Annotated in this window: 23 protein-coding genes; 13 read left to right on the top strand and 10 right to left on the bottom strand. The window is 68.8% G+C overall.

Translation table 11 applies throughout. The features are described from left to right. Positions 1 to 7: 7 nt before the first annotated feature. Positions 8 to 1,231, bottom strand: coding sequence for a hypothetical protein (locus VHA82_RS09035; protein WP_325542670.1), 1,224 nt, complete (start codon positions 1,229 to 1,231; stop codon positions 8 to 10). Between the two features lie 167 nt (positions 1,232 to 1,398). Further along, complete coding sequence (locus VHA82_RS09030) at positions 1,399 to 3,450, bottom strand: ATP-dependent helicase (RefSeq protein WP_325542668.1); 2,052 nt, start codon at positions 3,448 to 3,450, stop codon at positions 1,399 to 1,401. 35 nt (positions 3,451 to 3,485) lie between these two features. Here VHA82_RS09030 and VHA82_RS09025 point away from each other — a divergent pair, with 35 nt between their 5' ends. Further along, positions 3,486 to 4,451: an AEC family transporter gene (locus tag VHA82_RS09025; RefSeq protein ID WP_325542666.1), complete on the top strand. Its 966-nt coding sequence runs from the start codon at positions 3,486 to 3,488 to the stop codon at positions 4,449 to 4,451. Positions 4,452 to 4,473: 22 nt separating this feature from the next. On the opposite strand, the gene VHA82_RS09020 is transcribed toward VHA82_RS09025, so the two are convergent. Next, on the bottom strand, positions 4,474 to 6,309 hold the full coding sequence (locus tag VHA82_RS09020; RefSeq protein WP_325543091.1) for a carboxyl transferase domain-containing protein: 1,836 nt from the start codon (positions 6,307 to 6,309) through the stop codon (positions 4,474 to 4,476). Between the two features lie 84 nt (positions 6,310 to 6,393). Here VHA82_RS09020 and VHA82_RS09015 point away from each other — a divergent pair, with 84 nt between their 5' ends. From VHA82_RS09015 to VHA82_RS09005, 3 genes are all read left to right on the top strand, one after another. Further along, positions 6,394 to 7,404, top strand: coding sequence for an asparaginase (locus VHA82_RS09015; protein ID WP_325542664.1), 1,011 nt, complete (start codon positions 6,394 to 6,396; stop codon positions 7,402 to 7,404). A gap of 139 nt (positions 7,405 to 7,543) precedes the next feature. Further along, the gene (rocF, locus tag VHA82_RS09010; protein ID WP_325542662.1) at positions 7,544 to 8,452 is read left to right on the top strand and encodes an arginase; all 909 of its coding nucleotides are present in this window, start codon (positions 7,544 to 7,546) and stop codon (positions 8,450 to 8,452) included. A gap of 69 nt (positions 8,453 to 8,521) precedes the next feature. Beyond that, on the top strand, positions 8,522 to 8,983 hold the full coding sequence (locus tag VHA82_RS09005; protein ID WP_325542660.1) for a hypothetical protein: 462 nt from the start codon (positions 8,522 to 8,524) through the stop codon (positions 8,981 to 8,983). On the opposite strand, the gene VHA82_RS09000 is transcribed toward VHA82_RS09005, so the two are convergent. Both VHA82_RS09000 and VHA82_RS08995 read right to left on the bottom strand, forming a co-directional pair. After that, positions 8,919 to 10,619: a RecQ family ATP-dependent DNA helicase gene (locus tag VHA82_RS09000; protein ID WP_325542658.1), complete on the bottom strand. Its 1,701-nt coding sequence runs from the start codon at positions 10,617 to 10,619 to the stop codon at positions 8,919 to 8,921. The genes VHA82_RS09005 and VHA82_RS09000 overlap by 65 nt on opposite strands. Further along, complete coding sequence (locus VHA82_RS08995) at positions 10,616 to 10,951, bottom strand: hypothetical protein (RefSeq protein ID WP_325542656.1); 336 nt, start codon at positions 10,949 to 10,951, stop codon at positions 10,616 to 10,618. The genes VHA82_RS09000 and VHA82_RS08995 overlap by 4 nt, the downstream gene beginning before the upstream one ends. Positions 10,952 to 11,158: 207 nt before the next feature. On the opposite strand from VHA82_RS08995, the gene VHA82_RS08990 reads away from it, so the two are divergent. The 3 genes from VHA82_RS08990 (at position 11,159) to VHA82_RS08980 (ending at position 13,380) form a co-directional block, all read left to right on the top strand. Then, positions 11,159 to 12,247 (top strand): hypothetical protein, encoded by a 1,089-nt coding sequence (locus VHA82_RS08990; protein WP_325542654.1) that lies wholly within the window; start codon positions 11,159 to 11,161, stop codon positions 12,245 to 12,247. Between the two features lie 7 nt (positions 12,248 to 12,254). Continuing rightward, the gene (locus VHA82_RS08985) at positions 12,255 to 12,752 is read left to right on the top strand and encodes a hypothetical protein (protein ID WP_325542652.1); all 498 of its coding nucleotides are present in this window, start codon (positions 12,255 to 12,257) and stop codon (positions 12,750 to 12,752) included. 79 nt (positions 12,753 to 12,831) lie between these two features. Next, the gene (locus VHA82_RS08980) at positions 12,832 to 13,380 is read left to right on the top strand and encodes a DUF3617 domain-containing protein (protein WP_325542650.1); all 549 of its coding nucleotides are present in this window, start codon (positions 12,832 to 12,834) and stop codon (positions 13,378 to 13,380) included. A 122-nt stretch (positions 13,381 to 13,502) separates the two neighbouring features. Here VHA82_RS08980 and VHA82_RS08975 read toward each other — a convergent pair whose 3' ends face one another. After that, positions 13,503 to 14,201, bottom strand: coding sequence for a YggS family pyridoxal phosphate-dependent enzyme (locus tag VHA82_RS08975; RefSeq protein ID WP_325542648.1), 699 nt, complete (start codon positions 14,199 to 14,201; stop codon positions 13,503 to 13,505). A gap of 94 nt (positions 14,202 to 14,295) precedes the next feature. On the opposite strand from VHA82_RS08975, the gene VHA82_RS08970 reads away from it, so the two are divergent. From VHA82_RS08970 to VHA82_RS08955, 4 genes are all read left to right on the top strand, one after another. Next, positions 14,296 to 15,339: a type IV pilus twitching motility protein PilT gene (locus VHA82_RS08970; protein ID WP_325542646.1), complete on the top strand. Its 1,044-nt coding sequence runs from the start codon at positions 14,296 to 14,298 to the stop codon at positions 15,337 to 15,339. A gap of 36 nt (positions 15,340 to 15,375) precedes the next feature. Continuing rightward, a complete protein-coding gene (locus VHA82_RS08965) occupies positions 15,376 to 15,987 on the top strand; it encodes a Crp/Fnr family transcriptional regulator (protein WP_325542644.1) in 612 nt (203 codons plus the stop codon). Between the two features lie 93 nt (positions 15,988 to 16,080). Next, positions 16,081 to 17,217, top strand: coding sequence for a PilT/PilU family type 4a pilus ATPase (locus VHA82_RS08960; RefSeq protein WP_325542642.1), 1,137 nt, complete (start codon positions 16,081 to 16,083; stop codon positions 17,215 to 17,217). A gap of 5 nt (positions 17,218 to 17,222) precedes the next feature. Beyond that, positions 17,223 to 18,125 carry an NAD(P)-dependent oxidoreductase gene (locus VHA82_RS08955; protein WP_325542640.1) on the top strand — a complete coding sequence of 301 codons (903 nt, stop codon included), beginning with the start codon at positions 17,223 to 17,225 and terminating at the stop codon, positions 18,123 to 18,125. Positions 18,126 to 18,231: 106 nt separating this feature from the next. Here the strand turns inward: VHA82_RS08955 and VHA82_RS08950 are convergent, their stop codons facing one another. The 3 genes from VHA82_RS08950 to VHA82_RS08940 form a co-directional block, all read right to left on the bottom strand. Further along, positions 18,232 to 18,879, bottom strand: coding sequence for a BON domain-containing protein (locus VHA82_RS08950; RefSeq protein WP_325542638.1), 648 nt, complete (start codon positions 18,877 to 18,879; stop codon positions 18,232 to 18,234). Beyond that, a complete protein-coding gene (locus VHA82_RS08945; protein WP_325542636.1) occupies positions 18,876 to 19,475 on the bottom strand; it encodes a phosphoheptose isomerase in 600 nt (199 codons plus the stop codon). The genes VHA82_RS08950 and VHA82_RS08945 overlap by 4 nt, the downstream gene beginning before the upstream one ends. Positions 19,476 to 19,563: 88 nt before the next feature. Beyond that, entirely contained in the window at positions 19,564 to 20,094 is a 531-nt protein-coding gene (locus VHA82_RS08940; RefSeq protein ID WP_325542634.1) for a MarR family winged helix-turn-helix transcriptional regulator, read from the bottom strand. Between the two features lie 359 nt (positions 20,095 to 20,453). Here VHA82_RS08940 and VHA82_RS08935 point away from each other — a divergent pair, with 359 nt between their 5' ends. Then, positions 20,454 to 20,822 carry a hypothetical protein gene (locus tag VHA82_RS08935; protein ID WP_325542632.1) on the top strand — a complete coding sequence of 123 codons (369 nt, stop codon included), beginning with the start codon at positions 20,454 to 20,456 and terminating at the stop codon, positions 20,820 to 20,822. A 58-nt stretch (positions 20,823 to 20,880) separates the two neighbouring features. Here VHA82_RS08935 and VHA82_RS08930 read toward each other — a convergent pair whose 3' ends face one another. Continuing rightward, positions 20,881 to 21,282 (bottom strand): YraN family protein, encoded by a 402-nt coding sequence (locus tag VHA82_RS08930; RefSeq protein WP_325542630.1) that lies wholly within the window; start codon positions 21,280 to 21,282, stop codon positions 20,881 to 20,883. Here VHA82_RS08930 and rsmI point away from each other — a divergent pair. Then, the gene (gene rsmI / locus VHA82_RS08925; RefSeq protein ID WP_325542627.1) at positions 21,273 to 22,172 is read left to right on the top strand and encodes a 16S rRNA (cytidine(1402)-2'-O)-methyltransferase; all 900 of its coding nucleotides are present in this window, start codon (positions 21,273 to 21,275) and stop codon (positions 22,170 to 22,172) included. The two genes, VHA82_RS08930 and rsmI, sit on opposite strands and share 10 nt — an antisense overlap. Position 22,173 lies beyond the last annotated feature (1 nt).

Raw genomic sequence — 22,173 nt, 5'->3', positions numbered from 1 at the left:
CATGCGGTCATCCGCCGCGGATGACGCGCCCCTTGGGGTGATCCTTGCAATGATGGATGACGACGATGTCTCGTCCTTCGGCGCGGACCGCTGCCGCCGATTTGCCCGGTTGCTTGGGAGCGTGAGCTTCGGGGGCTGCCCCCTGCTGCCGATCTTCCTCGGGGGCGGACTTCATCGAAGGGACCGCGGGGAGTGCGGGGGCCTCCTGCACCGTGTGCACGGACTCGGGATGAGACGCGCACTCATCCGACCATGAAGCCTGCGCGACGGCGTCCCGATGCGGGTCGGTGGGGGCTGGCATCACGGCCGAAGGCGCCCCGTTCTGCCGTGGCCGAATGAACCGCAGCATCTCGGAAATCTCGATCTTCCAACGCCCCTCGATCTCATCCATCTCTCCGTTGATGGACTTGAGCCTCACGGACAGGATCGCAAGGCGGCTTTGCAGGTCGGCCCATTCCGCGGAGGAAGCCGATGAGCCGCGACTTTGCTCCAGGCGTTTCAATTGCGCATGAAGTGCCTCGCGCTCGGGCATGAGAACACCATACTCCTTGTAGAGGTCTTCGTGTTTGTCGATGGCATCGAAGAACGACTTGCCGCACGGCTGGGAGTCCGAAAATCCATCGATGAGCTTTTGCGCCCTCGCGAGCCACGAGCGCTCGGGAATTCCATTCCGCTTGAATGCATCGGAAATCTCATGTCTCAATCGCGATGGTCTCGGCGAGACGAACTTCCCGTAGTGCGAGTCAGGGCCATCGTTGCCAGGCTTTGCGGCGGCCGACCGTGTCCCGGTCGAGCCGTCCCGGGAAGTCACCGGGACGCGAGGACGCATGCGCTGGATGTCGGCTCGCACCGCCGGGCGCAGGGCTTGCTCGATCGCATCCAACTGCCGCGCGGTATCGTGCAACTGACTGGAAACACGCTTGTGTGCGGCGGCGGCGGCACGATCCCACCACGGTGCCGAATCGAGCCGCGACGCTTCATCCGCGAGTGCCTTGTACTTTGCGTAGACCTGTTCGTGTTCGTCGAATCCGTCGAACACGGTCGTGTAGCTGCCTTCCGCCATTCGCAGCGTCGCGTCCGATCCAGCTGCGCGGGGCACCATCTGGGTCGCGCTCATGCCGCGGGTGTCATCGCCCGGATTCGCTCGCTTGTGGTCGCGCCTCATCTGCGCATCGCGATCCTCCGGTGAATCGGCGCTCGGCAGGCGGTGGGAAGTCTTTGCTGATTGCATCTCGAATTGCTCCAGCGCCCGTTCGGCGATTACCTGATAAGTAACACCGCGGATCGGGCGCGTTCCCCTTCGATTGCGGGCAAAGACGAACGTATGATTCCGCGTTCGTGCGTGCGCGCAGGCGTTCGTGACCTGGCGCGGGCGGACTTCGAATCCGCAGCGCCTGCCTAGGGCGACGTGGCCGCGGCCCCCGACTTGCGGGCGAATTCCGCCCGCAGCGCCTTCAGCTTCTCCCGCGGATCCTCCTTCGTCGTCGCCTTGTCGAGCGACATCTCGGCGATGAAGCGGCTCGGCTGCGCCGCCACCATCTCGCGTCCCTTCTTGCGCCGCTTCGTCCAGCTCACGGCAAGCGACCGCTGCGCGCGCGTGATGCCCACGTACATGAGACGCCGCTCTTCCTGCAGGCGCTGCGCGATCGAGGGGTCCACCACCTTGCCGCCCTCGTCTTCCGGCTTGAACGGCAGCATGCCCTCCACGCAGCCGGCGAGCACCACGTGCGGCCATTCGAGTCCCTTGGCCGCGTGCAGCGTGGAGAGCGTCACCACGTTCTGATCCTGTTCGCGTTCGCTGATCGTGGAAAGCAGCGAGATCGTCTGCGCGACTTCCAGCAGGTTCTTCTTCTCGCTCGCGAGCGTCACGCCCGCGGTGTCGTCGATCTGGCCGCCGCAGCGCTGCGCCATCCAGTCGCAGAACTCCATCACGTTCGTCCAGCGCGCGGCGGCGAGCTTCTCGCTTTCCTCGCCGTCGTAGAGATGTTTCTCGTAGCCGATTTCCTTCAGCCAGTCGTTCAGGAAAGTCCGCGCGTCTTCCGCGCCGAGCGTGTGGCGCGCGCGGAACTGAAGGTCGTTCACGTAGCGCCCGAACTCGTGCAGGCTCCCCACCGCGCGCGCGCTCAATGCCGAGCCGAGCGACGACGAGAACAGCGCCTCGAAGAGAGAGAGCTTGTACCTGGAGGCGAACGTGCCGAGCGACTGCAGCGTCTGGTGGCCGATGCCCCGCTTGGGCGTCGTCACGGCGCGCAGGAAGGCCGGATCGTCGTCGTTGTTGACCCACAGGCGCAGCCAGGCGCAGAGGTCGCGAATCTCCGCGCGGTCGAAGAAGCTCTGCCCGCCGGAGACCTTGTACGGAATCTGCGCCTTGCGCAGCGCCTGCTCGAAGACTCTCGCCTGGTGGTTCGCGCGATAGAGCACGGCGAAGTCCTTCCAATCCTTGCCCATGCCGTTGGCGCGGATCGACTGGATGCGCGAGACGAGCCGTTCGGCCTCGTGTTCCTCGTTGTCGCAGTCGACGATGCGCACGGGCTCGCCCTCGCCGAGTTCGGAGAACAGCGTTTTCGGAAAGAGTTTCGGGTTCGGCTGGATCACGTTGTTCGCGGCTCGCAGGATCGCGCCGGTGGAGCGGTAGTTCTGCTCCAGCTTCACGACCTTGAGCGCGGGCCAATCCTCGGGAAGCTTGCGCAGGTTGTCGAGCGTCGCGCCGCGCCAGCCGTAGATCGACTGGTCGTCGTCGCCGACCGCGGTGAAGCGGCCGCGTTCGCCCACGAGCAGTTTCAGGAGTTCGTACTGCGTGGCGTTGGTGTCCTGGTACTCGTCGACGAGCACGTGGCCGAGGAGCTGCTGCCAGCGCTCGCGCACGTCCGCGTGATCGCGCAGCAGCTTCAGCGGCAACCCGATCAGGTCGTCGAAGTCCACGCTCTGATAGGCCGAAAGCCGCTCTTCGTAGCGCGCCATGATGCGCGCCGTCACGCGTTCGTTGTCGTCCTTCGCCTGCGCTTCGGCCTCGGCGGCATCGAGCCCCATGTTCTTCCACAGCGAGATCGCCCACTGCCACTGGCGGGCGGTGGCGGCATCCGTCGTGCCGCCCGCATCCTTCAGGATCGAGGTGACGTCGTCGGTGTCGAGAATGGAGAACTGCGGCTTCAGGCCGAGCGACGCGCCTTCCTGGCGCAAGAGGCGCACGCCGAGCGCGTGGAAGGTGCAGATCATCACTTCCTTCGCCGGCCGGCCCACGAGCGACTTCGCGCGTTCGCGCATTTCGGCGGCGGCCTTGTTCGTGAAGGTGATCGCCGCGATGCGCTTCGCCTCCAGCCCGGACTGGATCAGCCGGGCGATCTTGTGCGTGATCACGCGCGTCTTGCCGCTTCCGGCCCCCGCGAGCACGAGGCAGGGCCCGTGCATGTGATTGACTGCTTCTTGTTGTGCGAGATTCAGGCCGGACATCGCGCGCAATCATAGCGAGCTGAGACAATTCCCCCGTGCTTGACATCCTGCGCGTCACGTTCCCCTTCTTCGCGCTCGTGCTCGCGGGCTACGTCGCGGCGCGGCATCGCATGCTGCCGATCGAGGCGATCGGCGGGCTCAACGCCTTCGTGCTCTATTTCGCGCTGCCGTGCATGCTCTATCGCTTCGGCGCGGGCACGCCCGTGGCGAAGCTGCTCGATGCGTCGGCGCTCGTGGTGTATCTCGCGTGCGCGTTGCTCATGGTGGCCGCCACCGTGAAATTCAGCATGAACGAGCGGATTCGCTGGAACGACGCCGCGTTCGGCGCGCTCGTGGCCGCATTCCCCAACACGGGCTTCATGGGCGTGCCGCTGCTCGTGGCGCTGCTCGGCGCGAAGGCCGCGGGTCCCGCCATCCTCACGATCCTCGTGGATCTCCTCGTCACGAGTTCGCTGTGCATCGCGTTGTCGCGGCTCGATGCGGCCGGCGAACACGGCGCCGCGGCCGCGGCGAAGAAAGCGCTGCGGGGGATGGCGATCAACCCGATGCCCTGGGCCATCGTGCTGGGCGCGCTCTCCTCCGCGCTCGGCCTGCAGCCGCTCGGGCCGATCATGAACACGATCGGCCTGCTCGGCGACTCGGCGTCGCCGGTGGCCCTCTTCACCATCGGCGCCGTGCTCGCGCGTTCGCAGTTCCTCGCCGCGCAGCAGGAACACGCGCCCACCGCCGCGCGCGATTTCGTGCCGGTGGCGGCCGCGAAGCTGCTCGTGCATCCGCTGCTGGTGTTCGGTGCCGGCACGCTCGCGCGTGCCGCGGGGGTGCCGCTGGAACGCTTCACGCTCACCGTCATGGTGCTCGTCGCCGCACTTCCGAGTGCGAGCAACGTGTCGCTGCTGGCCGAGCGCTTCGGCGCGGACACCGGCCGCATCGCGCGCATCATCCTGCTCACGACGGCGGTGTCCTTTCTCACCTTCTCCGGCGCGGTGGCGCTGCTGCGATAGCGCTGGGCGTCTCGCGGCCCGATCACCAGCTGTCGATCGACAGGCCGCTCGCGGGGCGTACCTGCGCGGAAGCGAGCCCGCGAGACAGCCACTCGCGCGTCTGCGCCGGATCGATCACCGCATCGATCTCCAGCGTCGCGGCCATGTTGAGTGCCTCGCCGTTCTCGTATTGCTTCGCCACGAGCGCATCGAAGAGGGCGTCCCGCTCGGGGCCTTCGGCCGCGGCCTCGAGTTCCTTGCGGTAGCCGAGCCGCACCGCGCCTTCCAGCCCCATCGCCCCGAACTCGCCGGTCGGCCACGCGGCGATGCCGTCCGGCGAATGGAAGCCGCCCGCCGTCATCGCCATCGCGCCCAGGCCATAGCCCTTGCGCAGGACGACCGCGAAAAACGGCACGCGCAAATGCGCGGCGGCGATGAACATGCGGCTCACGTGGCGCACCTGCGCGGCTTCCTCGATGTTCGGGCCGACCATGAAGCCCGGTGTGTCCACGAGGCTCACGAGCGGCAGCCCGTGCGCGTTGCACAGTTGCATGAAACGCGCGGCCTTGTCCGCGGCGTCGGCATCGATCGCGCCGCCCAGGTGCAGCGGATTGTTCGCGAGGATGCCGACGGGGCGGCCCTCGATGCGGGCGAGCGCGGTGTGGATGCCGCGGCCGAAACCCGTGCGCAGTTCGAGCACGCTCTTCTCATCCGCAATGCCCGCGATGGCGAAACGGCTGTCGTAGACGCGAAGCCGGTTTTCCGGCACGACGTCGCGCAAGGCGCGCGAATCCGGCGATGCGAATTCGCGCGCCGCGCCGCGGAAGTACGACAGATAGCGCTTGGCCTCGCGCACGGCCTGCGCCTCGTCATCGACCAGGATGTCGATCACGCCGTTCGCATGCTGCACGCGGCTCGGTCCGATCTCTTCGGGCTGGTAGACGCCGAGGCCGCCGCCTTCCACCATGGCCGGTCCGCCCATGCCGATGTTGCTCGCGCGCGTGGCGACGATCGTGTCGCAGCAGCCGAGGAGCGCGGCGTTGCCCGCGAAGCAGCGGCCCGCGACGATGCCGAGCACCGGCACCCGGCCGTTGAGCCGTGCGAACGAGGCGAAGGTCGTGACGTGCAGCCCCGCAACCACCGGCATGTCGGTATCGCCCGGCCGCCCGCCGCCGCCCTCGGCGAAGAGCACCACGGGCAGCTTGTTGCGCAACGCGATTTCCAGCATGCGGTCGGTCTTCGCGTGGTTGCGAAAGCCCTGCGTGCCCGCGAGCACGGTCGCGTCGTAGGCCATCACGACGGCGCGATGGCCCTCGATGCTGCCGATGCCCGTCACCATGCCGTCGGCCGGCGTGTTGCGGATGAGGTCCTCCAGGGTTCGGCGGCCGCGCTGCGCGGCGTGGGCGAGCGCGCCGTACTCGACGAAGGAGTCGCGGTCGCACAGGCCGGCGATGTTCTCTCGCGCGGTGCGCAGGCCGAGGGCATGGCGCTTGGCGACGGCATCGGGGCGGGCTTCATCCTGCGTGAGCGAGTGCCGGTCGATGGCGCGCTGGAGGTCGCCGCGCGGATGCCCCCACCCCGGCTCTTCCCCGGAGGGGGCGGGAGCAGTCTCGGGCTCCGTCCCCCTCGGGGGGAGAGCCGGGGTGGGGGCATCGCTCGCCGCCCCCCGCCCCGCGGGCTCCACCACCGCGAGCACATCGCCTTCGCGCACCTGCTCGCCGTTCGCGAACAGCGTCTGGCCGAGCGTCCCCGCCACGGGGCTTCGCACTTCGTGCTCCATCTTCATCGCCTCCAGCACGACCAGCAGGTCGCCTTCGCGCACGAAGTCGCCGGTCGCGGCCACCCACTGGACGACCTGCGCCTGCAGGGGGGAATGCACGCTCGTCATCGCGGCGATGGTAAGTCCGCGCGCAATTCGCCGAAGGTCATGCGCGCGACAAGGCCAAGCCCGATAATCCCCCCGATGAGCGGACTGGTCCCCCTGATCGAGCTGTACCGAGGCGGCACCCTCGAATGCATCCACTTCGGCGCCGTGGCCGTGTGCGACACGCAGGGCAAACTGGTCGCGTCGGCCGCGGACCCCGAGTGGGTGAGCTTCACCCGCTCCACGCTCAAGGCCCTGCAGGCGCTGCCGTTCGTGAGGTCGGGCGGTCCGCGCCTCTTCAACTTCACGAAACAGGACGTCGCGATGCTGTGCGCAAGCCACAGCGGCGAGCCGATGCACGTCCAGCAGGTGACCGGCATGCTGGACAAGGCCGGCCTCACGTACCGGCAGCTGCAGTGCGGCTGCCACGTGCCGTACTACGCAGAGACGATGGGGGTGCCGCCGCCCGCGCCCGGAACGTACGACGAGCGCAGCCACAACTGCAGCGGCAAGCACACGGGCTTTCTCGCGTGCTGCGTGCAGAACGGCCAGCCCGTGGGCAACTATCTCGCCCCGGGACACCCCGTGCAGCAGGCCGTGCGGCGCGACGTGGCCGCGGCCGTGGGGCTCGGTCCCGAGGACCTGAAGATCGGCATCGACGGCTGCTCGGCGCCGAATTACGCGATGCCGCTTTCCGCGCTCGCGCGCGGCTATGCGCGGCTCGCGAGCGGCGCGGCCGATCCCGAATTCGGCGAGGCGTTCGCGCTTTTGTCGGACGCGATGACTTCGCATCCCGAGCTGGTGTCGGGCACGGGCCGCGCCGACCTCGCCTTCATGCGCGCGGGCCGGGGCGACTGGGTCACCAAGGCCGGCGCCGACGGCATGCAGGCTTTCGCGAGCAAGAGCCGCGGGCAGGCCTTCGCGCTGAAGATCGCCGACGGCAACAAGGTCGCGGTGAATGCCGCGACCATTGCCGTCCTCGATCAGCTCGGCTGGCTCGACGCGCGCCAGCGCGAGGAGCTCAGGCCGTGGCGCAGCGAACCGATCGCGAACACGAAGGGCACGCAGGTGGGCGAACGCAAGCCGGGGTTCAAGCTTCAGTTCGCCTGACCTGCGCCGGCGTTCGGCTGGCCGGGCGTCGCGGCGGTGCCGATCGTCTTCCTGTGCCGCGCGCGTCCTGTTGCACCACGACCGCCGCGCGTCACCGACAATGCGGGCGTTGCGTGCGCGTTTCGAAGGAGCAGTGCGGATGACCACGGTGAGCCTCATCGGTGCGCCGACCGACGTCGGCGCGAGCACGCGCGGCGCGGGCATGGGGCCGGATGCGCTGCGCGTGGCCGGCATCGTGGAAGGATTGCGCGGTCATCTGCTCGATGTGATCGATCGCGGCAACCTCGCGGGCCCGCCCAATCCGTGGCTGCCGCCGTCGCTGGGCGTGCGGCACCTGAGCGAAGTGGTGGAGTGGAATCGCGCGGTCTTCGGCGCGGTGTCCGCGGCGCTGGCCGAACGCCACGTGCCGGTGCTCATGGGCGGCGATCATTGTCTCGCCATCGGCTCGATCAGCGCGGTGGCACGTCACTGCCGCGAACAGGGCAGGCACCTGCGCGTGGTGTGGCTCGATGCGCACAGCGACGTGAATACCGAAGCGATCAGTCCGAGCGGCAACCTGCACGGCATGCCGGTCGCGTGCCTGCTGGGCCACGGGCCCTCGGCGCTCGTCGGCTGGAGCGGCGAGCGCGCGGCGCTCGCGCCCGATCAGATCGACTTCATCGGCATTCGCAGCGTGGATGCCGAAGAGAAGCGGGCGATCCGCGACCTCGGCCTGTCGGTCTACGACATGCGTCACATCGACGAGCACGGCATGCGCCACACGATGACCGAAGTGCTGGCCGACGTGGACGAGAACACGCACCTGCACGTGAGCTTCGACCTCGACTGCCTCGACCCGATGGAAGCGCCGGGCGTGGGCACCGGCGTGCGCGGCGGGCCGACTTATCGCGAGATGCAGCTGTGCATGGAGATGATCGCGGACACGGGGCGGCTTGCCTCGCTCGACGTGGTGGAGATCAATCCGGCGCTCGACGTGCGCAACCGCACGGCCGAGCTCGCGGTGGATTTCATCCAGAGCCTGTTCGGGGCGTCGACGCTCGCGCGCTAGAGCGGCCGGTGGCAGCCGGGCAGGCTCGCGCTAGAGTTCGAAGCGAGAGGCGCGCCGTGGAGGGACGTCATGGCCAGAACATGCATCAGATGCGGCTACACGCGTAGCGAATCGGATACGGGTGCCGACTACGCCTGCCCGGCGTGCGGCGTGGTGTACGCGAAGGCGGAAGCCGCGCATGCCCAAGAGGTCGCGCTTGCGCAGGCGCGCGCTCGCGCGACGGCCGCGGCCCAGGCCGCCGCAGCGAAGGCGGCCGCATCCACGACTTCCCCCGGCACGAGCGCGCATGCGCAAGCCGAAGCGATGATGCAGCAACTGCTGCTTTCCCGCGAGGGTGAACATCGCCGCAAGGGCGGCTCGCAGCGCGGCATGGCGCTCGTGGCGCTGGTGGCGTTCTCCACGGGCTTCGCCGCGGCGGCAGGACTCTACGCCGGCTCGGCCAAGCTCGGCTCGGCCGCGTCCTGCGCTACTGGCGCGAAACAAATTCAGGCAGGAACGCCCGCCGGCTCCCGTCCGCGAATTTCACCGTGACTTCCTGCGTGCTCGCCTGCTCCACGATGCCGCGGCCGAAGCGGCGCACCCGCACGATGTCGCCGCGCCGCCAGGCGCAGGCACCCTGCGCCGCATCGGCCGCATGCCCGCCGAGAGGCTCCTTTTCGAGCTGATCGAGCACTTTCTCGTGCGCGGCGATGCGCCTGCAGTTGTCGCAGTGGCCGCAACGCTCGAAGGGCGCGCCTTCGTCCATCTCGTCCAGCAGCACGCGCCAGCGGCACTGACCGGTCTGCGCGTAGGCCACCATCTGCTCGAGCGCTTCGCGGTCCTGCGCGCGCTTGGTTTCGTAGGCCGCCATGAGCTCGCCCAGCACGGCGCTTGCGATGCCGCCATTCGCAAGCGAGATGCCGCCACCCGAGTCCTGCCGCACGATTCCCCTGCGCCGCATCAGGCCCAGGGCGACCTGCAGCTTGCTGCGCGCACGGGCGAGCCGCCCTTGCAGGAGCGCGAGCGTCCACGCCTTCGCGCCGGGCGGCGCCTCGTGCAGGGCCTGGTGCAAAGCGATCGCATCCTCGGCGCTCGGGTAGCGCCCGACCATGAAGAACTGCTGGATGGCCTTGTCGCCGCGCAGGTAGAGCAGCGTGCAGCGCGCGGGCGCGCCGTCGCGCCCCGCGCGCCCGGCCTCCTGGTAGTAGGCCTCGATGCGCGGTGTGAGCTGGTAGTGGATCACGAAGCGGATGTCGGGCTTGTCGATGCCCAGGCCGAAGGCGTTGGTGGCTACCATGACGCGCAGTTCGCCGGCCATGAAGCGTTCCTGCATCGCGTGCCGTTCGGCCGGCGGCAGGCGGCCGTGGTAGAGGCCGGCCGACTCGCCTCTGGCCGTGAGCGCCTCGTGAACCGCATGCGCCGCGCGAATCGTCGCGCAATAGACGAGGCCGCTGCCCTCGCTGCCGCGCACGAGCTTCAGCGTGCGTTCGAGCTTGTCTTGCGGCCTGGCGATCGGCTCGACGCGCAGGTCGAGATTGGGGCGGTAGCTGCTCGTGTTGACCACGCCCTCGGGCGGAATGCCCAGCTGCTCGCGCAAGTCGCGCGCAACGTCTTCGCCGGCCGTCGCGGTGAGCGCGAGCACGGTGGGTCGCCCGAGGCGCGCCAGCGCGGGCCCCACTTCGAGAAACGCGGGCCGGAAGTCGTGGCCCCACTGGGAGATGCAGTGCGCCTCGTCGACCGCGAGCAGACTCACGGGATGCGAGCCCAGCAGTTCGAGGAACGCGGGCTCGGCCAGGCGCTCGGGCGTCGTCATGACGATACGCGCGGAGCCATCGGCGACCGAAGCTTCGGCCGCCCTTTCTTCGTCGCTGCCGGTTGCGCTATTCACCTGCACCGCGGCGATGCCGAGCGAGCGCAGTGTCTCGCACTGGTCCTTCATGAGCGCGATAAGCGGCGACACCACGACGGTTCGCCCGGGCAGCAGGACGGCGGGCAGCTGGTAGCAAAGCGACTTGCCCGCGCCGGTGGGCATGATCGCGAGCGTGGGAAGCCCCTGCAGCACGCGGTCGATCACGCGCTGCTGGCCCGGGCGCAGCCGCGAGATGCCGAAGCGCTCCTTCAGCGTCCGGCGCAGGCGCGCGGGGGTGATGGCCGCGCGGCGCGCTCTCGCCCGCGCGGCCGCGGTCATGCCGCCGGCCCTTCGTCGTCGTCCGTGTCTTGCGGCTCTTCGCTGTCGAGGTCGGTGAATTCCTGCGAGTCGGGGTCGGCTTCGGGAAAGCCTTCGCCTTCCGCGAGGTTCACGACGCGGTCGGGCAGGATGTCGCCGCCTTCGATCGCGTCGGCGCCCGCGACGGCGCCGCGCTCGCCCGTGCCCTCGGCGTCGCTGTCGGCCCGGCGCTCGCGGGTTCCGATGGTGTCGCTGCCGCTGTCGGAGTTGTCGCTCGGCCCGAGCCGTTCGGCGTCGCGTCCTGAAGGCTGCTCCGGCGCGCGGTCCGCGCCGACGATGCTGCTGTAGGCCATGGTGATGCTTCCTTCGCTTCCTTCGTTTGCCGCGCCAGTGTGCGGTCGCGCTGGGCGCGCGCGAGTCGGCTCACGTGCCCGGCCGCTGTCGGACGGGTCCGAGCCGAACCTTGCGGCGCATCAATCCCCTCGAAATTGGGGTTGGCTCGGCCGCGCGAGATGCTCATACTTGCCGGTTGAGGCTGGTTTCACTGGAAGGAGAACATCATGAAGTGGCATTCCGTATTCATCCGGGTGCTCGCGCTCGCACTCTCGCTCGTCGCGGGCGGCGCACGGGCACAGCTCAACATCGATTTTTCGAACTCGCATGGCACGGGCATCTCGCACGACGAGGTACTCATCGAGAACATGCACCTGCTCGTGCCCGTGGAAAATCCGTTCCAGCCGGGCACCTTCACCACGCAGGAATTCGACTTCAACGTGACCTGGCGCTTCGACCCGGTCACGCTGCACCTCGTGCCGAGCGGGCTCACGCGCTTCGGCGGCGACTACAACTGCGCGGCGGCTCAGGTCCAGGTACGCAATGCGGTGACGGGCCAGGCGATCTCCGGCGCCACCGTGCTGGCCGCGTCGCAGACGGCCACCACGAACCAGGATGGAATCGCGACGTTCACGACGCTGCCGCAGAGCTTCGTCTCCTTCACCGTGGTGGCGTCGGGTTACGTCTCATCGGGCCGCGCGGCTTCCCTCGCGTGCAACGTGAGCACGCCGGTCTCGATCGCGATGTCGCCGGTCGGCTCCAACAGCGGCGGGCTCGCCTCGGGCCAGTTCCGCATCATCCTCACGTGGGGCGCGGACCCGTCGGACCTCGACTCGCACCTCACCGGGCCGGACGGCGCGGGCGGCCGCTGGCACGTCTACTACGCCAACAAGACCGCGGGCGGCATCTGCGCGCTGGACGTCGACGACGTGACGTCGTTCGGTCCGGAGACCATCACCTGTCCCGCCACCGGCACGCAGACCCTGCTGAAGCCGGGCGTCTACCGCTACTCGGTCCATCACTATGCCGGAGCCGCCAACATCGGCACGTCGGGGGCATCGGTGCGGCTCGAATTCGGCAACGGCGCGAGCTATACCTACACGCCGCCCGCGAGCGGCTTCACGGGGCCCAAGGATCTGTGGACGGTGTTCGAGCTCACCGTGTTCAACGACGGCTCGGTCGGCATCGCACCGGTCAACTCGATTTCCAATCAGACCAATTCGGGCGCGATCCAGGCCGTGCCGAAGGGCGGCGGCGTGAAGTTCGGGCGTCCCGAAGACCCCGCGATGCTCATCGGCCTGCCGGCGAAGAATTAGCCGGGCGATGCGGTCGCCCTCGGGAAGCCCCTACCGGGCAGTCGTGCTCGCGGTGCTCGCAACCTTCGGCGCGGTCGTGGCATGGCTCGTTTATCGGGCGGCGCCTGAAGCGCCTGCCGCGGCGCGCATCGGGCCCGCGACCGCGTTGTCCCGCCCGGCCGATGCGGCCCGGGCGCCCGCCGAGCCCGTGACACCGGCGGACGCCTCGCAGCTGACAGCGGTGCCAGTCGCCGGCGCGCTGGCGCAGCCGGAAGCGCAGGCCGCGGCACGCCGCGCCGCGGCCTCCGCGGCCATGCAGGAATTCATCGATCGCGTGGAACAGTCGCGCAAGGCCGCGCAGGCGCAGCGCGCGCAGCGCGAAGCCTCGAACGCGCCGCCTGCCGGCGTCGCCGGTGCGCGCACGCTGGAAGAAGCCGTCGCGGCGTTCCGGCTCGCGCAGCAGCGCGCGGAATCGGCGCCGGCGCCGCAGGCGGGCATGAACCCCTTCGGCGCACCGTCGCACTGAGGCCGCCGCGCGGGAAATCTCTCATCGGGAGCGATCGCGCGCGACTGCACAATGCGTCATTTTGCGAAGGAGAGGAGTCATGCGCATCAAGTACCACGCTGCGGCGGCCGCGCTCGCCGCGCTCAGCCTGCCTGCTGCCGCGCAGTTGAAGCCGGGGCTGTGGGAGATCACGAGCAAGATGGGCGGCAATGCGCAGCTCGACGCCGCGCAGTCGCAGCTCGCGCAGCAGCTCGCCAGCATGCCCCCCGAGCAGCGCCGTCAGATGGAAGCCGTGATGGCGCAGCGCGGCATGAGCATGCCGGGCCAGGGGCGCGGCGGCGGCACCACCGTCAAGGTCTGCATGAGCAAGGAGCAGGTCGCGCGCAACGACGTGCCGATGCGGGAGGGCTGCTCGGTCACGCAGTCGAGCCGCAACGGCAACGTCACGAAGGTCGCTTTCGCCTGCAGCAATCCGCCTTCCACGGGCGACGGCGAATTCACCTCCATGGGCCCGGACGCCTACGCGAGCCGCATGAACGTCACGACGCAGGTGCAGGGCCGGTCGCAGAGCATGACGATGGAAGGCTCGGGCAGGTGGCTCTCGGCCGATTGCGGCAACATCCAGCCGATGCAGGCGCCCAGGCGGTAGCTGGCGCGCGGGAATTCCGACCCAGGCACAAGCGCGCCCCGGCTTCGTCATTCCCGCGCAGGCGGGAATCCAGGGCGTTCCCCGTCCCTCATTCCCCGTTCGCCGTCGCGCGAACGCGCACATCATGCCCCGGCCTTGCCGCCCCGCGCTCCGAAGATCGCCGTTCCGACCCGCACCATCGTGCTGCCGGCGTGGATCGCGGCCTCGAGGTCCGCCGTCATCCCCATCGAAAGCGTGTCGAGCGGCAAGCCGGCCTCGCGTAGCTCGTCGAAGAGCGCCTTCGCTCGCAGATGCACGGCCTTCTGTGCCGCGAAGTCGCTTGCCGGCTCGGGAATGGTCATGAGGCCGCGCAGCCGAAGGCGCGGCAGCTGCGCGATCTCGCGGGCGAGCGCGAGCGCATCCTCCGGCGCGACGCCTGCCTTGCTCGCCCCGCCGTCGATGTTCACCTGGACGCACACGCATAGCGGCGGCCGGCCTTCGGGCCGCTGCAGCGCGAGCCGCTCGGCGATCTTCAGCCGGTCCACCGTCTGGGCCCAGTCGAAATGCTGCGCAACGAGGCGCGTCTTGTTGCTCTGGATCGGCCCGATGCAATGCCATTCGAGCGGCAGGTCGGCCAGGAGCTCGATCTTCTCCACCGCCTCCTGGATGTAGTTCTCGCCGAAGGCGCGCTGCCCGCTGTCGCACGCTTGCCGCACCGCATCGGCGCCGAAGGTCTTCGAGACGGCAAGGAGCGTGACATCTTCCACGGGCCGCCCTGCCGCTTCGCAGGCCCGAATGATCCTCTCGCGAACGCTCTGGAGGTTGTTACCGATCGTCGTCATAATGGCCCGCATGGTGCGCGAGGCGCCTGGCCGCCGCTTCCTCGCCTGCGGCGCGGCTTTTTTGTCGCGGCGCCGTGAACCAAAGGGATAAGTCGTGGATATTACCCAGCTGCTCGCATTCAGCGTCAAGAACAAGGCATCGGACCTCCACCTCTCGGCCGGGCTGCCGCCGATGATCCGCGTGCACGGGGACGTGCGCCGCATCAACGTCGACCCGCTCGACCACAAGCAGGTGCACGCCATGGTGTACGACATCATGAACGACACCCAGAGAAAGCAGTACGAGGAATTCCTGGAATGCGACTTCTCCTTCGAGATCGAGGGGCTCGCGCGTTTTCGCGTCAATGCGTTCAACCAGAACCGGGGCTCGGCCGCGGTGTTCCGCACGATTCCGTCCAAGATCCTCACGCTCGAGCAGTTGAACGCGCCCAAGATCTTCGCCGACCTCGCGCTCAAGCCGCGCGGAATGGTGCTGGTGACCGGCCCGACGGGCTCGGGCAAGTCGACCACGCTCGCGGCGATGATCAACTTCCTGAACGAGACGGAATACGGGCACATCCTCACCGTCGAAGACCCGATTGAATTCGTGCACGAGTCCAAGAAGTGCCTCATCAACCAGCGTGAGGTCGGGCCGATGACGCTTTCGTTCGCGGCGGCGCTGAAGTCGGCGTTGCGCGAAGACCCCGACGCGATCCTCGTGGGTGAAATGCGCGACCTGGAGACGATTCGCCTCGCGATGACCGCCGCCGAGACGGGCCACCTCGTGTTCGGCACGCTGCACACGTCGAGCGCGGCCAAGACGATCGACCGGATCATCGACGTGTTTCCCGCCGAAGAAAAGGAAATGATCCGCGCGATGCTGTCGGAGTCGCTGCAGGCCGTGATCTCGCAGACGCTTTGCAAGACGAAGGACGGCAACGGCCGGGTCGCCGCGCACGAAATCATGATCGGCACCTCGGCCATCCGCAACCTGATCCGCGAGGCGAAGGTCGCGCAGATGTATTCGGCGATCCAGACCGGCAACAACTTCGGCATGCAGACGCTGGATCAGAACCTCACCGATCTCGTGAAGCGCAACGTCATCAGCCCGGCCGAGGCGCGCAGCAAGGCGAAGATCCCGGAGAACTTCCCGGGCTGAGCGCCGGGGGGCCGACGGCGGGGGCGAACGATGATCATGAAACGAGGCATTGGCGAAAAGGGCGACGGAGGCGACCCCGGCGACTCGGAGCTCTTCGCCTCGGCGTTCGGCGAACACGGGGCCGATCCGTCGCTGCTGGTGCCCTGGGACGCGCGCGCCGTCGAAGTCGGCGCGAAGCGCCTCGCCCCGCGCCGCGGCATGGAGCGCCTGCAGGCGCTCTGGTCGCGCGACAAATATTTCCAGCATCTGCAGAAGGTGCTCGGCCGGCTCGAGAAATACTTCGAGTTCGCATCGGTGCCCGCGGACCGCGACGTGATCCGGCAGGACGAATACGCCAACTTCATGATCGTGCTGCTGGACGGCCAGATCGTCGTGGACCGTCGCCAGCCCTGGGGCGAGCAGGTGCGCCTCGCCGAGGTGCGCCCGGGCGACGTGCTGGGCGAGATGTCGCTGCTCGACGGCGGCACGCGATTTTCGGTGTGCACGACGCTCACGGATTGCGAAATCGCGATCTTGCACGCCGAGGCCATGGACGAGATGATGAATGGCGAGCCGCAGCTCGCGGGCGCGCTCGTGACGCTGCTCGCCCGCAAGCTGTCGATGCGGCTGCGCGCGGTGGGCGCGCGGCTGTCGGACCAGCGCAGATAGGACGACAGGCGCGAACTCGAGCAAAGACAAGACGGGGATCAGACAGTAAGGCAACGGGGAAGAGGTGCGGGCATCCGGCCCGAAGGATGAAACATGGAACGAGACCAGGCGACTAAGTTCATCAACGACCTGCTGAAGCTGATGGTCAGCAGGAACGGCAGCGACCTCTTCATCACGGGCGACTTCCCACCGGCGATCAAGGTCGACGGCAAGGTGACGAAGGTCTCGCCCCAGCCGCTGAATGCCGGGCACACCTTGGCCCTCGCGCGCTCGATCATGAACGACAAGCAGGCCGCCGAGTTCGAGCGCACCAAGGAATGCAATTTCGCGATCTCGCCGCCGGGCATCGGGCGCTTTCGCGTGAATGCCTTCGTGCAGCAGGCGAAAGTCGGCATGGTGCTGCGGGTGATCCCGCAGGTGCTGCCGACCATCGACGGCCTGGGCGTGCCGCAGGTGCTGAAGGAAGTCGTGATGGCCAAGCGCGGCCTGTGCATTCTGGTGGGGGCCACGGGCTCGGGCAAATCGACCACGCTCGCCGCGATGATCGACTGGCGCAACGAGAACAGCTACGGCCACATCATCACGATCGAGGACCCGGTGGAATTCGTGCATCCGCACAAGAACTGCGTGGTGACGCAGCGCGAAGTGGGGCTCGACACCGACAGCTGGGAAGCGGCCCTCAAGAACACGCTGCGGCAGGCGCCCGACGTCATCCTGATGGGCGAAATCCGCGACCGCGAGACGATGGAACACGCCATCGCCTTCGCCGAAACGGGCCACCTGTGCATGGCCACGCTGCACGCCAACAGCGCGAACCAGGCGCTGGATCGCGTGATCAACTTCTTCCCCGAGGAGCGCCGCGCTCAGCTTCTGATGGACCTGTCGCTCAACCTGAGGGCGATGATCTCGCAGCGGCTCATCCCGAAGCAAGACGGCAAGGGCCGCGCGGCGGCGGTGGAAATCATGCTGAACTCGCCGCTCATCTCCGACCTGATCTTCAAGGGCGAGGTCTCCGAGATCAAGGAGATCATGAAGAAAAGCCGCAACCTCGGCATGCAGACATTCGACCAGGCCCTTTTCGACCAGTACGAGAACAACGTCATCACCTACGAGGATGCGCTGCGCAACGCCGATTCGCTCAACGACTTGCGCCTGCAGATCAAGCTCAATTCGCAGCGCGCGAAGACGCAGGACCTGTCGGCAGGCACGGAGCACCTCGCGATCGTCTGAAATTCATGGCTTCCACCAACCCCAAGCAATACGAGCCCACCGCGCCGCGCCGCGTGGCCTTCCTCGGCCTCGGCGTGATGGGCTTTCCGATGGCCGGCCACCTCGCGCTCGCCGGCCACAAGGTGACGGTCTACAACCGAAGCGCCGACAAGGCGCTCGCCTGGTGCGGCGAATACACCGGCGCATCGGCGGCCACGCCGCGCGAAGCCGTGGCCGGCTGCGATTTCGTCTTCTGCTGCGTGGGCAACGACGACGATCTGCGCTCCGTGGTGCTGGGCGAAGAAGGTGCCTTCGCCGGCATGAAGGCGGGGGCGGTGCTGATCGATCACACCACCGCTTCGGCCGACGTCGCGCGCGAGCTCTATCGCGCCGCGAAGGACCGCAACCTGCAGTTCGTGGACGCGCCGGTGTCGGGCGGTCAGGCCGGCGCGCAGAACGGCCTGCTCACCGTCATGTGCGGCGGCGAAGCCGCGCCGTTCGAGGCGGCCCGACCGATCGCGATGGCCTTCTCGCGCGCCTTCACGCTCATGGGAGACCCGGGCGCGGGCCAGCTCACGAAGATGGTCAACCAGATCGCGATCGCGGGTCTCGTGCAGGGCTTGTCGGAGGCGATCTCGTTCGGCCAGAAGGCCGGGCTCGACATGAACCAGGTGCTGGAAGTGATCGGCAAGGGCGCGGCTCAGAGCTGGCAGATGGACAACCGAGGCAAGACGATGATCGCCGACAAGTTCGACTTCGGCTTCGCGGTCGCGTGGATGCGCAAGGACCTCGGTCTGTGCCTCGACGAAGCGCGCCGCAACGGCGCACGGCTGCCGGTGGCGGCGCTCGTGGACCAGTTCTACGCCGACATCGTGGGCATGGGCGGCAGCCGCTGGGACACGTCCAGCCTGATCCGGCGGCTGCGCTGAAGAGAATTCAGCGCAAACCCGATGTGCATGGCGCGGCCGTTCGCAGGACGGCCGCGCAGCTCTGGGCGCTGCGTGCCCCGACGCGCGAGGCCGGGCACCCCGCGGTTCAGCGGCTGCCGCTGGCCGGCCGCGCGGGCGCGGCCGCTTCGGAGCGGCGCAGCTCGTCTTCGCCGATGTATTCGAAGATGCGCACGACGCGCTGCACGCCGCCCACGTTGCGCGTGATGCGTGTCGCGCGCTCCGCTTCGCGTTGGGTCACGAGCCCCATCAGGTAGACGATCCCGCGTTCGGTCACCACGCGAAATGCATTGGCGTTGAGGTCGGCCGCATCGACGAGCGACGCCTTCACCTTGCCCGTGATCAGCACGTCGTTGGAGCGCTGCGCGAGCGTGGTCGTGCCGAGGACGGCGGTTTCGTTCACGACGCCCTTCACGTTCTGGATGCGCGCGACGAGCTGCTCGGCGCGCTGCTTCGCCGCAGCATCGGGCACTTCGCCGGTGAGAAGCACCGAACGGTTGTAGCTCGTGACGTTCACGTGCGCGCGGTCGCCGAAGGCTTCGCGCATGAGGCTGCCGCCGCGCAGCTCGATGCGTTCGTCCTCCACGACGGTGCCCGTGGTGCGGCGGTCCGTCACCATGAGCGCCGCGGTGGCGGCGCCGCCGATCACGAGCGGCGCGCAGGCGGCGAGCGACGCGAGCGCGGCGCATGCGAGCGAGGACACGAGGACGAGGGACTTCAATCGCGACGATGTCATGGGGGGGTTTCCTGTTCGCCCAGCAACTGCGCATCCACGCCGTCGCAGATGCAGTGCAGCGCGAGGATGTGCACTTCCTGGATGCGCGCCGTGCGTTCGTGCGGCACGCAGATATGGACGTCGGTCTCGCGCAAGAGCCCGGCAAGGCTGCCGCCGCCGCGTCCGGTGAGCGCGACGACCGTCATTTCGCGTTCGTGCGCGGCCTCCACGGCGGCGATCACGTTGGCGGAGTTGCCGCTCGTCGAAAGCGCGAGCAGCACGTCGCCCGCCTGCCCGAGCGCGCGCACCTGCTTCGCGAACACGCGCTCGTAGTCGTAGTCGTTCGCGATCGCCGTGAGGATCGAGCTGTCGGTCGTGAGCGCGATCGCCCCGAGCTCGGGCCGCTCGCGCTCGAAGCGGCCCACGAATTCGGCGGAAAAATGCTGCGCGTCGGCGGCGGAGCCGCCGTTGCCGCAGGCAAGCACCTTGCCGCCGCTCGTGACGCAGGCGAGCACGGCCTGCACCGCGGCGGCGATCGGCTTGCTCAAGGTCTGCGCGGCCTGGTACTTCAGATCCGCGCTGTCGATGAAATTCTGCTGGATGCGTTGCTCGAGCATGTCGCTCGCGATGATAACGGCTGGGCGTTGCGCCGATTCAGGAGATGGTCACCCGGCAAGTAAAGCGTCGCAACGATCCGCGGCGGTCTCAGCCGATATCGTCCGAAAGCGGAAGGTGGGCCGCGCGTTCGTCGCCGCCGAGCAGCTCGATGAGGCGGGCGAGGTCGCGGTCGAGCCGCTTCAGCGTCGGCCGGTCGAGGCTGCGCAGGGCCTCGGGCAATACACCGGTGAAGGGCGCGGGCGCGCGCTTGAGCACGCGTCCGCCCGCGGGCAGCACGCGCAGTTGCACCGCGCGGCGGTCGGTGCCGGTCTTGGAAGCCGCGACCAGTTCCTGTTCGACCAGGGCCCGGATCAGGTTGCTCGCGGTGGACTGGTGGATGTCCATCGCCCGCGCGAGTTCGCTCACGCCGATGCCGGGCCTGTCCCGCACGACGGCCAGCGCCCACACCTGCGCGCCGCCGAGCCCCGCCTTCTTCTCGACCTGGCGGAAATGGGTCTTCACCGCGTTGAACACCAGCCGGAAACGGCGCAGCACCTGGATCGCCGGGTCGCCGGTGGAGGCATCGTCCATGGCGCGCGCGGCGGCGCGCGGCCGCGCAACTGCGGTGGTCTTGGTCATGCGAAGGTCTTGTTCGTTCGGAGGTCTCGTTCGGCGCCTCCATGATAGCTGAGCGATGCCCGCTGCGCGACCGCCACCGGATGAATTTGGACAAATATGGATGCGAACGCCGCATGGCGCGGCCCCCGCATGGCGGCGGCAGAGGCAACGCCTTCTTACGCGCCGCAACGAGCCCACACACGCCGCCCGAGGCGTGTAGGCGTCATCGGACGCGCCCGCCTTGCCCTCACCGACGCGCGCGGCGACCTGCCCCGACAACAGGTGACGCGGGAGGCTGACTCCGGCGTTGCTGCCGCTCACTACCCTTGGCATGGCTGGCCCAGCGGCCCGCAGGTTTCATTACTCACAGGAGAAGTCGCATGTCTCGTTTCACGAAAATCGCCGGCCTCGTGGCCGGGGCCTCCGCCGTCGCCGTGCTGGGCGTGGCCGTGGCGCAGGGCGTTCCGCCCAACCCCTTCATCACCAACCCCGCGCTCGGCGCGGGCCAGCAGAGCACGCACCTGACGTCGATGGGCGAGACGGGCGTGCCGGGCCTGATCGACCGTGTCGCGACCGCGCAGGTTCAGACCGAGCAGCAGACCGCCGCCGTCGAACAGCCCGCGCCGCAAGTGGCACAGGCCGAGCCGGCCCAGCCGCAGGAAAGCCAGGCCATGGGCGCACCGCCCGCGCCCGAGGCGCAGCCGCAGCCGGCGCCCGCGCCGATGAAGCCGCGCCACGACCGCAACTGATCGCGCCTCGCGTCGGCTTGCCAGGGGCCCTGCGCAACGGCCGGGCCCCTTTTTGCGTTCAGCCCGCGTCGAAGGCGGCCTTCAGCCACTCGATGCCGCCTGCCTCTAGGCTCACCACGTCGAAGCGGCATGGCGGGGGCGCGGCGAGGCGCGTGAGGAAGTGGCGAGCCGCGAACACGATGCGCCGCCGCTTCGCGTGGCCGATGCTCGCGGCGGCGCCGCCGTACCTCGCGCTCGCGCGTCCGCGCACTTCCACGAAGACGAGCGTGCCGTCGGCCTCGCGCATGACGAGGTCGATCTCGCCGCCGCCGCGTCCGGGCGTCCGATAATTGCGCGCGACCAGCACGAGGCCGCGTTCGCGCAGGTGCGCGAGCGCGCGCTCCTCGGCCGCGTCGCCGGCGGCCTTGGTGGTGGCGGCCGGCACGCTGCTTCGGCCGCGGGGGAACTGGATTGGGCGCATCTTTCGCATCGGCCCTCGATGCCGCCAAAGCCGCGGCGGGGCAGCAGCATTATCCGGACGGCGCGCTTTTCGTCGTCGCGACCCCGATCGGCAATCTGGCCGACGTGACCCTGCGCGCGCTTCACGTGCTGCGGCTGGCCGACGCGATCGCATGCGAGGACACGCGGCACACGCAGGCCCTGCTGCGACACCTGGGCATCGAGAAGACGGGGCCGCTCATCGCATTGCACGAACACAACGAGCGGGAAGCGGCCGAGGCCGTGATCGGGCGCCTGCGGGCGGGCGAGCGCATCGCCTACGTGAGTGACGCGGGCACGCCCGCGGTGAGCGATCCCGGAGCGCGGCTTGCCGCGTCGGTCCGGCAGGCGGGGCTGCGCGTCGTCCCCATCCCCGGTGCGAGCAGCGTGACAACGCTGCTGAGCGCCGCCGGCGCGGTGGGCCACGAAGGGGCGTTCGTCTTCGCCGGCTTCCTGCCCGCGAAGGCGGGCGAGCGCGACGCCGCGGTCGAAGCTCTGCGCGCCGAGCCGCGGGCCGTCGTGCTCCTGGAAGCGCCTCACCGCATCGAGGCGCTCGCGCGCTCGCTCGCGGCGCTGGGCGAGCGCGGCCTCACGGTCGGGCGCGAACTCACCAAGCAATTCGAGGAAATCGCCACGCTGCGCTGCGACGCGTTCGCCGCGTGGCTCGAAGCCTCGCCGCAGCGCACGCGCGGCGAATTCGCGCTCTTGCTGCATCCGGTGGAGCGAAGCGCCGAAGCCGGCGAAGGGCAACGGGTGCTCAGAATCCTGCTGGACGAAATGCCGCTCAGGACGGCGGTGAAGCTCGCCGCCGAGATCAGCGGCGAGCCGCGCAACGCGCTCTACGAAGAGGCGCTGAAGATGAAGGGCGGGTGAG

It is taken from the genome of Ramlibacter sp., from assembly GCF_035548915.1.
In the GTDB taxonomy this organism is placed as follows: Bacteria; Pseudomonadota; Gammaproteobacteria; order Burkholderiales; family Burkholderiaceae_C; genus Ramlibacter.
The sequence above is the reverse complement of the archived record's forward strand: the minus strand, read 5'-3'. Positions and strand labels throughout refer to the sequence as shown.